Consider the following 12,029-nt stretch of genomic DNA (forward strand, 5'->3'; position numbering starts at 1 on the left):
CCCATGGGTATGGTCTACCATCAGATGGGTACCCCCAGCTGGTATCGGGGCCGTGTGGTGGAGGAGAGCGCATGACATCGACCGACCGATCGGCGTCCGGCGACGCACCGCCGGCCGGCGGTGCGTCGCCGGACGCCGCGGGTGACGACGCCGCGCAGGTGGAGATCGCGGTCGGCGGGATGACGTGCGCGTCGTGCGCCGCCCGGGTGGAGCGCAACCTGAACAAACTCGACGGCGTCACCGCGTCGGTGAACTTCGCGACCGAGAAGGCGAAGGTCAGCTACGCGGCCGACGTCAGCGCCGAACAGCTGGTCGCGGTGGTCGAGAAGGCCGGCTACCAGGCCACGCTGCCGCCCCCGGAGCGCGAGCCGGCGCAGCCGGCCGGGACGGACGACGCGGCCGGGGACGAGCACGACGCGGAACTGCACGCGCTGAAGAACCGGGTGATCGTCGGCGCGGTGCTGTCCGCCCCCGTCGTCGTGCTGGCGATGGTGCCGGCGCTGCAGTTCGACTACTGGCAGTGGCTCTCACTGACGCTCGCGGCGCCGGTCGTCGTGTGGGCGGGGCTGCCGTTCCACCGGGCCACCTGGGCGAACCTCAAGCACGCCACCGCGACCATGGACACGCTGATCACCATGGGCACCGGCGCGGCGATGCTGTGGTCGCTGTACGCGCTGTTCCTCGGCGACGCCGGTGTGCCGGGGATGACCCACGGGTTCGAGTTCACCACCTCCCGCGGCGACGGATCGGCGAACATCTACCTCGAGGTCGCCGCGGGCGTGATCACGTTCATCCTGCTCGGCCGCTACTTCGAGGCCCGGTCGAAACGGCGGGCGGGCTCGGCGCTGCGCGCGCTGCTCGAGCTCGGCGCCAAGGAGGTCTCGCTGCTGCGCGACGGCCGCGAGGTGCGCGTCCCGGCCGGTGAGCTGGCCGTCGACGACGTGTTCGCGGTGCGGCCGGGCGAGAAGATCGCCACCGACGGCGTGGTGATCGAGGGGTCCTCGGCGGTCGACGAGAGCATGCTCACCGGCGAGTCCGTCCCGGCCGAGGTCACCGCGGGCGATCGGGTCGTCGGCGCCACCGTGAACGCGGGCGGCCGGCTGGTGGTCCGCGCGACGCGGATCGGCAGCGACACCCAGCTCGCGCAGATGGCGAAGCTGGTCGAGGACGCCCAGTCGGGCAAGGCCGCGGTCCAGCGGCTGGCCGACCGGATCTCCGGGGTGTTCGTGCCCGTCGCCATCGCCATCGCACTCGGCACGCTCGGTGTCTGGCTCGCCGTCGGCGACTCGCCGTCCGCGGCGTTCACGGCTGCCGTCGCCGTGCTGATCATCGCCTGCCCGTGCGCGCTCGGGCTCGCCACGCCGCTCGCGCTGATGGTCGGCACCGGCCGCGGCGCACAGCTCGGCGTGCTGATCAAGGGGCCGGAGGTCCTCGAGTCCACGCGCGCGATCGACACGGTCGTCCTGGACAAGACCGGGACGGTCACGACCGGGCGGATGACCCTCGTCGACGTGCTGGTCGACGACGGTGTCGACCAGCGGGACGTGCTGCGGCTGGCCGGAGCGCTGGAGGATGCTTCGGAACACCCGATCGCGCAAGCGATCGCGAAGGGTGCGGCGCAGCGCGTCGGCGAGCTGCCCGCCGTCGAGTCGTTCGACAACGTCGAGGGCAACGGCGTGCGGGGCGTCGTCGACGGGCACGACGTCGTGGTGGGACGTGCGAGCATGCTGGCCGACCGGGACCAGCACCTCGGCCCCGAGCTGGCGGAGGCGAAAGCCGCGGCCGAACGGGCCGGGTCGACCGCCGTCGTCGTCGGCTGGGACGGCCGGGCTCGCGCCGTGCTGGTGGTCGCCGACGCGATCAAGCCGACGAGCCGCGAGGCCGTCGACCGCCTGCGCGGACTCGGCCTCACCCCGGTGCTGCTGACCGGCGACAACGACGCCGTCGCCCGGTCGGTCGCGGCGGCCGTGGGCATCGACGAGGTCGTCTCCGAGGTGCTGCCGAAGGACAAGGTCGACGTCGTCGCCGGTCTGCAGGCCGGCGGGAAGGTCGTGGCGATGGTCGGCGACGGGATCAACGACGCCGCCGCGCTGGCCCGCGCCGACCTCGGGCTGGCGATGGGCACCGGGACCGACGTCGCCATCGAGGCGTCGGACCTGACCCTGGTGCGGGGTGACCTGCGTGCGGCGGCCGATGCCATCAGGCTGTCCCGCCGGACGCTGTCCACCATCAGGACCAACCTGCTGTGGGCGTTCGGATACAACACGCTGGCCATCCCGGTAGCGGCGGCGGGCCTGCTGAACCCGATGGTGGCCGGCGCCGCGATGGCGTTCTCCAGCGTCAGCGTCGTCGCCAACAGCCTCCGCCTGCAGCGGTTCACCTCAGCGGCGTGATCTGGGTGATGGGGGTGTGGTTACTGGTGCTATGACCCCAGTAACCACACCCCCATCACAGTGGGACGCGGGTCACCGGTCCGTCCGGTGGGCGCCGAGCGTTTCGTCCGGCGCGGTCTGTGGTTCGGCCTGTTCCTGTTCCTGTTCCGCGACCTTGCGGCGCAGCTGCACGATTTCCTCGCGGCGTGCGCGAATCCGCCGGACCCCCGCTGCGAGTGCGGCCAGTCCGGCCAGCGCGACGAGACCGGTGACGACGCCGGCGACGAACACACCCCAGACGGTGGTGTCGAATTCGAGGCCAAACACGTCGACTGCCACCGAGCCGCTGCCGTCCAGCACCACGGCGACGACAACGACGACGGTGACGGCGAGCAGGAGCAACGCGAGCAATATCATGAGCATGATCTTCGTCCCCTCCAATCGCCCCCTCGACCAGTGGGTGGACGCTCCAGTCAGGATCGTGTCGAGCGCCGACACCCGACCGGCCCATACCGACATCGTTTCCAAATCCGCGCCGGTCAAACGGCTCCAGTACCCGGCGCGTGGTTCCGCTCGGCGTGCTCGCTCCGGCGCCGACTTCGATACCGCCACATGCACCTAACGGCGAACGCAGCCTCCGAAGTGCGGCTGCCGGTATCGAGGTCAGGCAAGGCCGGGCGTGACGCCGCCGATGAGCCGCCGGGTCAGCCAGAGCGGTGACGTGATCGCGTTCCCGACGACGACGGCGTGTGCGCCGGCGTCCAGCGCGCGGGTGACGTCGTCGGACGTGCGGTACCGGCCCTCGGCGATCACCGGCACCGGGACGCGCGCCACCAGCGCGGCGAGCAGGTCGAGATCGGGCCCGTCCCGGCCGGTGGTGTCCGCGGTGTAGCCCGCGAGCGTCGTGGCAACCGCGTCCGCGCCCGCGTCCACGGCGGCGACACCCTCGTCGAACGTCGAAACGTCGGCCAGCACCAGGGCGGAAGTCGTCTCGTGGACCGTGCGCACGGTGTCGGCGAACTCCTGCCCGTCCGGCCGGGGCCGTGCGGTGGCGTCGACAGCCACGATCGCGGCACCGGCGGCGGCCGCGGCGACCGCGTGCTCGGCCGTCGGTGTGATGGCCACCGGACCCGGGCCGTGCTTGATCAGGCCGATGACCGGGACGTCACAGAGCTCACCGACCGCGCGGATGTCGTCGGCACCGTTGATGCGCAGCCCGGCGGCGCCGCCGAGCACCGCACTGGCGGCGACCCTGGCCTGCACGTACGGGTCACGCATCGGGTCGTCGGGCTCGTCCGGCAGCGGCTGGCAGGAGATGACGACGCCGCCGCGCAGCTGGTCGATCGGGCTCACGTCTCCTCCTCGGTCAGGTCCGCGGCGCCGACGGCGACGGCGTCCCCGCCGAGCCGCGCCGGTACCAGGGCCACGTCGGCGTGCGGGTCGAGCAACTCGTGGCGGTACGACTCCGTGGCCGCCTCGAGCACGCTCGGCGTGACGCCGCCGGCCAGCACCACGACGTCGACATCGAGCACGGCGACGCAGCCGGCCAACGTGCGGCCGAGCACGTCCGCTGCGTGGGCGAGGACACCGGCCGCCGCCGCTTCGCCCGCGTCGGCGCGGCGAGCGATCTCGTGCGCCGGGACGTGCTCCCCGCTGGACCGTGCGTACGCGTGCGCGATCCCGGTGCCGGAGGCGACGGCCTCCAGGTGGCCGTGACGCCCGCATCCGCACGGGTCGGCGGTCTCGCCGACGTACAGGTGCGCCAGCTCCGTCGCCGTCCCGCGCGGCCCGCGGCACACCCGTCCGCCGACCACGAGCCCGCCGCCGACGCCGGTGCCCACGGCCGCGAGCAGCACCCGCCCGTGCTCGCGTCCCGCGCCGTGCCGAGCCTCGCCGAGCGCGGCGGCGTTGACGTCGTTGTCGACGCTGACCCGCCGGCCGGTGCGGTGGCGCAGCTCCGCAGCGACCGGGGTGCCCGCCCACCCGGGCAGGCTGTCGGTCGCGTACCGGACGACGCCGGTGCCCGGATCGATGGTGCCTGCGGTGCCCACGCCGACCGGGACGTCCGCGCGGGCCCCGAGGTCCCCGACGAGACCGGCGGCGTGGGCGAGCACCGCGTCGGGTCCGGAGCCCGCAGGCGTCGGTCCCGCCGACCGGTCGCGCACCGTCCCGTTCTCGACGAGCGCCGCGATCGTCTTGGTGCCGCCGATATCCACGCCGATCGCGGTCATCCCTTCAGCCCTGTCTGCGCGAGTCCCTCGACGAACTGGCGCTGCGCGAGCACGAACACCCCGAGCACCGGCAGCACCGTGAGCGTGGTGGCGGCGAGCTGCACGTTCCAGATGGGGCCGCCGTAGGCGTCGACGTACTGGGTCAGCGCCAGCGGCAGCGTGAAGTTCTCCTTGCTGGACAGGAACACCAGCGGTTCGAGGAACATGTTCCACGACTGCATGAACGTGAAGATCGCGACGGCGGCGGTCGCCGGGCGGGCGAGCGGGAACGCGATGCGCCAGAAGATCCCGGCGCGGGTCAGCCCGTCGACCTTGCCGGCGTCCTCCAGTTCGGCGGGGAGGGTGAGGAAGAACTGCCGCATGATGAACGTCGCCAGCACGCTGGGCGCTCCGATGATCGGGATGACGATCAGCGGCCAGTGCGTGTCGATCAGGCCCAGCGCGTTGACCATGCGGAACAGCGGCACGATCGTCACCTCGATCGGGATGAGCATGCCGACGAGGACGACGATGAACAGCACGTTCACGCCCGGGAACCGCACCCGGGCGAACGCGTACCCGGCCATGGCGCTGACCAGCACGGTCCCGACCGTGACCACGGCGGCGATGTAGAGGCTGTTCCAGTACTGCTGCGCGAACGGTTGCAGCTCGAAGACCTGGCCGTAGGCGTCGAACGTCGGCGACGTGGGCCACAGCGTCGGCGGCAGCCGCATGATCTCGCTCATCGGCTTGAAGCTCGACGTCACCATCCACCACGTCGGGAAGACGAACGGGACGGCCGCGACGATCATGACCACGAGCAGGACGATGCGCCCGATCGGGCGCCGCCTGCGCCGCCGCTCGCCGGAGCGACCGGCGTCGGCGTCCGCGCCGCTCGTCGCCGCGTCGTCCGGCGGCGAGGCGAGTTCAGTTCTCATGGAAGACCCACCGTTTCCGGGTTTGCCACTGCACGAGTGTCAGCACGGCGACGATGAGGAACAGCACGACGGACACCGCGCTGGCGTAGCCGAACTCCTTGAACTCGAACGCCTGCTGGTAGAGGTAGTAGACGAGCACCGTCGTGGACGTGCCGGGCCCGCCCTGGGTGAGCACCGCGATCTGCGCGAAGACCTGCAACGAGCCGACGATCGTCAGGATCGACACGAGCAGGATCGTGGGGCTGATCAGCGGCATCGTGATCTTCCAGAACGAGCGCCACGCGTTCGCGCCGTCCACGCGCGCGGCCTCGCGCAGCTCACGTGGCACGCCTTGCAGCGCCGCGAGGAACAGCACCATGTTCAGGCCCACGTTCTTGAAGACCTGGACGATGACGACCGAGAGCATGGCGGTGTCCTCGCGGCGCAGCCAGTTCGGCCCGTCGACGCCGAGCTCGGCGAGGAACCCGTTGATGCCGCCGTCGGCCTGCAGCAGGAACCCCCACACGATGGTCCAGGCGACCAGCGACACCACGACCGGCGAGAAGAAGAACGTCCGGAAGGTCGTGGTGCCCGGCAGCCGCTGGTTCAGCATCACCGCCAGCGCCAGGGCCAGGCTGACGTTCAGTACGACGAGCCCGGCGGAGAAGATGCCGGTCGCCTGCAGCGAGTCGACGAAGCTCGGGTCCGACAGCAGCCGCTCGTAGTTCTCCGCGCCGGAGAACGTGAACGTGCCCGCCAGCACGTTCCAGTCGTGCAGGCTGTACCAGACGACGGCGATCAGCGGCCCGATCACGAAGAACGCGCTGCCCAGCAGCTGCGGCGTGACGAACGCGTAGCCGGTCAGTGCGTCGCCGAGGCCGGCCCGGCGGCGCCGCGCGGTGCGGCGCCCCGGACCGGGCCGGCTCCCGGCGTCGATGGTGCTGGTCATGATGCGCGTCAGTCGCTCAGCAGCGGGGTGGCGGCTTCGCACACCGACGCCGTGACGGCCTCGACGTCCGCGTCCGCCTTCCACAGCGAGTCCAGCTCGGCCCGGATGGTCTGCTGGAGCTTGGCGAAGTTCGGGTGCGCCGGCTTGGTGACCGCGCCCTGGATGCCCTCGACGACGACCGACTGCAGTTGCTCGGCGCTGAGCTTCGGGTTCGCCGCCTTCAGCGTCTCGGCGTTCAGCAACGACGTCCGCGGCGGCGGGAAGTACTGCGCGAGCCGCTCGGAGTTCTCCGGGTTGGTGAAGTACGCCAGGAAGTCCGCGGCGGCCTCCGCGTTCGGCCCGTCGGCCAGCACGCCGATCCCGGCCTGGCCGATCACGTTCTGCTGCTGCTCCGGCCCGGCCGGCAGCGGCAGCAGGTCCCAGCCGAAGCTGCCGTCCAGCGCGGACGCGCGGCTGATCTGGGTCACCGTCATCGCGGCGTCGCCGGCGAAGAAGTCGGCCGTCGTTCCGGGTCCGGGGATGGCCGATTCGGTGAAGACCTGCTCGTGGAACCACGAGAGCGCGCCGACCATCTCGGGAGAGTCGAACTCGCAGCTCGTGCCGTCCTCCGACCACGGGCGCGCGCCCCACCCGTTCCAGATCGTGGCCAGGTTGCCCCAGTTGGAGTAGTTGAAGTCGCGGACGACGAGGCCGGACTTGCCGCTCTTCGCCGCCGCCGCGGCGGCCATGTCGGCGGCGGCGTCCCACGTCCACGTGCCGTCGGCGACCAGCTCCGCCGGCATCGGCTGTCCGGCCGCGGCCAGCTGGTCGGTGTTGACGAACACGCCGAACGGGCTGTTCGAGAACGGGTAGGCGTACAGCGCGTCGTCGGACTCCCACAGCCGCAGCGCGTCGCTGTCGAGGTCGTCGACCTGGTAGCCCTCGGTCTCCGAGAGCACCGGCCGCAGGTCCATCAACGCGCCGCTCTGGACGAACTCCGGTGCCGACGACTCGAAGATCCACGCCAGGTCCGGTGGGTTCCCGCCGGCGATCTGGGTGGTGAGGCCGGTCGTGTACTCCTCGAACGGCAACGTCTCGAACGTGACCGACGAGACCGTGTCGGCGTTCTCGGCCACGTAGGCGTCGGCGATCTCCTGGAACAACGCGAGCTGGGACTCGTCGGCGGTCCACACGGTCATCCGCAGATCGACCGGGCCGTCGGCGGACCCGCCTCCGGAGCCGTCGCCGGATCCCGACCCACACGCGCTCATGGTCAGGGTGGCCAGGACGGACATGGTGGCGAACACCCTTGCCCTTCGACTTCTACGCCACATGCGGTGCTGCATCGAAACTCCTTCGTATGGCCGGGACGGGTCAGGAGACGTCGATGCGTATCGTCGTCTCGCACGACGCCGGCCGGCCGATCTCGTCGTGGCCGGTGTAGGTGAGCGTCACGGTGCGCTCGCGCGGTCCGGAGGGGCGCAGCATGATCCAGCCGTCGGTGTCCGGGGAGCCGGTCCGCAGGCCCACGACGTCACGCGGATGGGCGTCGACATCGGTCAGCTCGAACCCGTACGGCCCGAGTGTCCCGTCGGGCAGTTCGACGTCGACGCTGACCGGCACGAGCGTGGGCCGGCGCCGGTCGTGGATCGTGGCCGGCGTCGCCGAACAGACCAGATCACGCGAGACGTCGTCCGTGGGCCGCAGGGTGCCCTTGGCGTGTCCGATGTCGGCCCTCAACCGGTGTCCGGCCTCGTAGAAGACGTGGAACTCGTCGCCATTCAGGTAGAACGTCGGGGCGGCCGAGCGTCCACTGTCCGGAGCGGTGTCCAGCGCGGAGTGGACCCGTCCCAGCGGAACGTCGCGATCGAGCGCCGGTCCCACCTCACTCACCCACATGTCGCCGTCGCTGCCGTGGTAGACGACGACGGTCTTGCCGTTCCAGTCGAGCAGATAGGCGCCGGACGCGTTCTCGCGGTTGTGCGCGTTCGGCGTCACGAGCGGTTCGGGCTGGATCTCCCACGTGCGCATGTCGTCGGAGACCGCCCAGCGGATGCGCCTGTCCCCGCTGAACCCGGGGTCGCCGATGTGGTCCATGAACGTCATCACGTACCGGTTGTCCATGCCCTCGACGCGGCGCTCGTAGACGCGCGCGTACGAGCTCTCCGGCCCGGTGATGGAGTCCGCCGTGATCGCCGGGCCGCCGTACGTCCAGTCGACGCCGTCCGTCGAGGTGGCGAAGCGGGTGACGTCGTTCTCACCGTGGAAGAACAGGAAGAACTGCTGCTCTTCCTCGTTCCAGATGACGTGCGGACTGGACACGTGGCTCACGTCGTAGTGCGGCTCCCACACATTGCTCACCAGCGGGTCGCCCGCGTACTCCGTCCACGGACCGTCCAGATCGTCGGCGTAGGCCATCGCGATCCCGCCGGGCCGTTCGTGCGGCGCGTAATAGAGGTAGTACTCGCCGAGCGGGTCCTCGAGGTAGTCCGCGGCCCGGACGACGCTCGGGAAGATCCGCTCACCGGTGGGGTCCCAGTCCGGCGCGGGCACCGGCAGATCGGTGTAGCCGAACTCCGGCAACAGGTCGGTGTGGGCCGGGACGTCGTCGGCGGCCGCCTGCGGCGCCATCGTGGCTGCCAGAGCCAGGACGCCGGTTGCCGCGGCGATCGCCCGCGGGGGTCTCGGAGCGCGCATCTCGTTCCTCCTGAAAAGGGTCGGAATTGGTCAGTAGCCGTACACACCGTCGGGCCAGTGCAGTTCGATGCCCTCGGCCACCAGCGCCGACCGGAAGTCGGCGAGCGCGCGAGGGGTGTTGCGGACGGCGGACGGCGTACTCCGGTGCTCCAGGCAGTACGCGGCGAGACGGCCGGCGACCTCGCCGATGTTCCACTCCACCGGGTGCACGCGGTAACAGCCGTTGGTGATGTGCGTGGTGCCGATGTTCTTGCTCGCCGGAAGCAGGTTCCGCATCCGCTGGGGGACGAGCGCGCCCAGCGGGATCTCGAACGGCTCGGCGGGGACGTCGAGGTAGTTGTCGCCGCCGGTCGACGGGTGCAGGTCGATCCGGTACATCCCGACGCCGACGGAGTCGTCGTACGAGACCGCGCCCTTGTCGCCGCGCGCGGCGCTGGACAGGTCCTGCTCGACGACCGTGTACTCGGCGCGGATGCGGCGCGACTCGCGCACGTACGGCGCTTGGGCGAGCCCCGTCGTGCTGCCGGTGACGTCACCGCGCAGCCGCAGCCCCGGGAAGCCGGTGCCGCCGTCGGCTCGCGGCGCCTCGGTCTGCATCCAGTACAGCACCGAGTAGGCCAGCTCCCGCGAGCCGGCGAGGTGCGCCTCGGCGTCCGGCACGTCGAACACCGGGCCGTCGAGGTAGTCGAGCATCGGCCAGTTCACCAGCGTGATGTCGCTGGGGTGATGCCCGGGAGCGAAGTTGCGGCGCGCGGCGATGCGCCGGAATGTCCAGAGGTCGTCACCTCCCGGGTTGATCCGCTGGTCGGCCAGGACGCTCTGCGGGTCGTCGTCGGGGTTCGGGGTGAACGCGCGACGCACGGTCTCCAGCGTCCGCGGGTCGGGTGCGGTCCACGACAGCAGCCGGTCGCCCCAGAACGGCGGCTGGTAGGCGCGCCAGTAGTCGTAGCTCGCGGGCCGGTCGATGGTGTGGTCGCCGTCGACGTGGTCGATCGCGAAGCAGTACGAGACCGCCTGCATGTTCAGCGGCTGTGCCACGTCCGGGGCGTTGGGCTCACCCGTGTCGGCTCCGGACTCGAATCCGGTGACGTACTCGGCGCCGGTCAGCGGCAGCAGCTCGCCGGTCTCGGTGGCGTCGACGACGTAGGCCGCCTCGACCGTCGTCGTGGCGCCGTCGTGCTCGTGCCGGACGGTGACCGCGCGGACGGTGTCGCCGTCGACGTCGGCGTGCACCGGCCGGGTCGGTTGCAGAACGGTCAGCCGCCCGGCCGAGCGTGCGGGCGCGAGCATCGACTCGATGACCGCGAGCGCGACGCGGGGCTCGTGACACAGCCGGGAGACGTAACCGGCGCCCGGGTTGAGGTCGGCCTGGGCGCGCGCGGCGTCGGTCAGCGGGAAGTTCGCGCGGTAGTAGTCGCGGACGCGGTCACGCAAGGTGCGGTAGGTCGCGGTCACGCCGAACTCCTCGACCCAGGAGTGCTCGTCCGGCGGAACCGCCTGGGACGTGAGCTGCCCGCCGAGCCAGTCGTACTGCTCGGTCAGCACCACCGAGCGCCCGGCGCGTAGCGCCGCGACCGCGGCCGCGACACCACCGAGGCCTCCGCCGACGACGAGTACATCTGTGCGCACTATCTCCCCCTTGGGTTCGGTTGATCCGGTTGTTCCGGTGGGACGAGGGTTCCGCGGTCCGTGACCTCACACGGCAACAGCCGCTGGATGTCGGTGTCCTCGCCGCGGAGCAGCGCCGACAGGATGTCGACGGCCTGCGCGCCCATCTCGCGGCGCGGGATGCGGAAGCCGGTGAACTCACGGTCGGACCCGTCGGCCATCGGGTCTCCGAGCGCGACGACGGACAGCTCGGCGGGCACGCGCATCCCGCGTGCCTCGGCCGTCTCGGCGAGCGCCGTGGCGGCCGCGTGCTCCTCGGCGAAGACCGCGGTGACACCGGTGTCCAGCAGGAAGTCGAGGATCTCGGCCGTCGGGCGCCGCCCGTCGTCGTGCCGGCGGCCACCGGCGGAGCTGAAGCCGCGCAGGCGGTCGACCGCGGACTCGGCGCCGCCGCCCGGCCCGACGTAGGCGAGCTCTCGGTGGCCCAGAGCGTGCGCGCGTTCGACGAGCTCCGCGGTCGCTTCGGCATAGCCGGCGCCGACATAGGGGACCGGTCCGTGCGCGTCGTCGCGGCGGCCGACCGCGATGTAGGGGTGGGCCTCGTCGTTGAGCCGGGCGAGCTCGTCGGCCGGGATCTCGCGGCCCAGTAGGATGCATCCGTCGGCCAGCCGCAGCCGGTTGTTCTCGTGGAAGATGCGCCGTCCCTGGCCCGTGGGTGCGCTGGTGAACAGCAGCAGGTCGCAGCCCAGCTGCTCCGAGCTCTCCTCGATGCCGACGAGGAACGGGTGGAAGAAGTCCGCGCTGGTGCTCGGGAACACGCGTTCGTAGGTGAAGACGCCGAAGATCTGGTTGTGCTGAGCGAGCAGCCGTCGTGCGACCGGGTCGGCGACGTAGCCGGTCTCGTTGATGACGCGCAGGACGCGGTCCCTGGTCTCCTGCGAGATGCGCACGCTCGGCAGGTGCCGGTCGTTCAGGACCATCGAGACGGTGGTCTGGCTGACCTGGGCGAGCCGCGCGATGTCGCGCTGGGTGAGGCGTCCGGAACGGGTCGGCACCTGCGGCTCCCTTCGATTGATAATGCGCAACTTCAGCGCGTGTACCGAGGACACTGCAGCGCCCGGAATGGCCGTGTCAAGACGTGGAGCCGGTGATAATCCGAATTAGTACAGCGGCAACCCTTGACGCCGCTGTGCCGCGCCGTCGAAAGTCAACGCACCGAGGCCGACCCCCCGGAAGGTTCACGGCCCGAGGAACGAGTCACCACGGAGAGGAGATCGTCGTGATGCTCACGCCACGT

At 71.2% G+C, this 12,029-nt stretch carries 10 protein-coding genes; 1 reads left to right on the plus strand and 9 read right to left on the minus strand.

All coding sequences use genetic code 11. The annotated features are described in order from the left end of the window. Window positions 1-179 precede the first annotated feature (179 nt). Window positions 180-2,393 carry a heavy metal translocating P-type ATPase gene (locus CLV30_RS19170; protein WP_420842001.1) on the plus strand — a complete coding sequence of 738 codons (2,214 nt, stop codon included), beginning with the start codon at window positions 180-182 and terminating at the stop codon, window positions 2,391-2,393. A gap of 72 nt (window positions 2,394-2,465) precedes the next feature. Here the strand turns inward: CLV30_RS19170 and CLV30_RS19175 are convergent, their stop codons facing one another. From CLV30_RS19175 to CLV30_RS19215, 9 genes are all read right to left on the minus strand, one after another. Continuing rightward, a complete protein-coding gene (locus tag CLV30_RS19175) occupies window positions 2,466-2,915 on the minus strand; it encodes a hypothetical protein (RefSeq protein WP_129711032.1) in 450 nt (149 codons plus the stop codon). Between the two features lie 120 nt (window positions 2,916-3,035). Beyond that, entirely contained in the window at window positions 3,036-3,725 is a 690-nt protein-coding gene (locus CLV30_RS19180) for an N-acetylmannosamine-6-phosphate 2-epimerase (protein WP_106538842.1), read from the minus strand. Next, window positions 3,722-4,603 carry an ROK family protein gene (locus CLV30_RS19185; protein ID WP_106538843.1) on the minus strand — a complete coding sequence of 294 codons (882 nt, stop codon included), beginning with the start codon at window positions 4,601-4,603 and terminating at the stop codon, window positions 3,722-3,724. The genes CLV30_RS19180 and CLV30_RS19185 overlap by 4 nt, the downstream gene beginning before the upstream one ends. Beyond that, entirely contained in the window at window positions 4,600-5,394 is a 795-nt protein-coding gene (locus CLV30_RS19190) for a carbohydrate ABC transporter permease (RefSeq protein WP_420842002.1), read from the minus strand. The genes CLV30_RS19185 and CLV30_RS19190 overlap by 4 nt, the downstream gene beginning before the upstream one ends. Window positions 5,395-5,509: 115 nt before the next feature. Beyond that, window positions 5,510-6,448: a carbohydrate ABC transporter permease gene (locus CLV30_RS19195; protein ID WP_106538845.1), complete on the minus strand. Its 939-nt coding sequence runs from the start codon at window positions 6,446-6,448 to the stop codon at window positions 5,510-5,512. Between the two features lie 8 nt (window positions 6,449-6,456). Then, on the minus strand, window positions 6,457-7,722 hold the full coding sequence (locus CLV30_RS19200) for an extracellular solute-binding protein (RefSeq protein ID WP_106538886.1): 1,266 nt from the start codon (window positions 7,720-7,722) through the stop codon (window positions 6,457-6,459). 79 nt (window positions 7,723-7,801) lie between these two features. After that, window positions 7,802-9,124: a glycoside hydrolase family protein gene (locus tag CLV30_RS19205; RefSeq protein ID WP_106538846.1), complete on the minus strand. Its 1,323-nt coding sequence runs from the start codon at window positions 9,122-9,124 to the stop codon at window positions 7,802-7,804. 30 nt (window positions 9,125-9,154) lie between these two features. Continuing rightward, on the minus strand, window positions 9,155-10,753 hold the full coding sequence (locus CLV30_RS19210; RefSeq protein WP_106538847.1) for an FAD-dependent oxidoreductase: 1,599 nt from the start codon (window positions 10,751-10,753) through the stop codon (window positions 9,155-9,157). Continuing rightward, the gene (locus CLV30_RS19215) at window positions 10,753-11,787 is read right to left on the minus strand and encodes a LacI family DNA-binding transcriptional regulator (protein WP_106538848.1); all 1,035 of its coding nucleotides are present in this window, start codon (window positions 11,785-11,787) and stop codon (window positions 10,753-10,755) included. Before CLV30_RS19215 ends, CLV30_RS19210 begins: the two co-directional genes overlap by 1 nt. Window positions 11,788-12,029: the final 242 nt, after the last annotated feature.

This window comes from Haloactinopolyspora alba (assembly GCF_003014555.1).
GTDB lineage: Bacteria > Actinomycetota > Actinomycetes > Jiangellales > Jiangellaceae > Haloactinopolyspora > Haloactinopolyspora alba.

Excerpts from the sequence above, each read along its gene's own strand:
- CLV30_RS19170 (WP_420842001.1), top strand. The coding sequence starts at position 180 with ATGACGTGCGCGTCGTGCGCCGCCCGGGTGGAGCGCAACCTGAACAAA.
- CLV30_RS19185 (WP_106538843.1), bottom strand. The coding sequence starts at position 4,603 with ATGACCGCGATCGGCGTGGATATCGGCGGCACCAAGACGATCGCGGCG.
- CLV30_RS19190 (WP_420842002.1), bottom strand. The coding sequence starts at position 5,394 with ATGATCGTCGCGGCCGTCCCGTTCGTCTTCCCGACGTGGTGGATGGTG.
- CLV30_RS19195 (WP_106538845.1), bottom strand. The coding sequence starts at position 6,448 with ATGACCAGCACCATCGACGCCGGGAGCCGGCCCGGTCCGGGGCGCCGC.
- CLV30_RS19200 (WP_106538886.1), bottom strand. The coding sequence starts at position 7,722 with ATGTCCGTCCTGGCCACCCTGACCATGAGCGCGTGTGGGTCGGGATCC.
- CLV30_RS19205 (WP_106538846.1), bottom strand. The coding sequence starts at position 9,124 with ATGCGCGCTCCGAGACCCCCGCGGGCGATCGCCGCGGCAACCGGCGTC.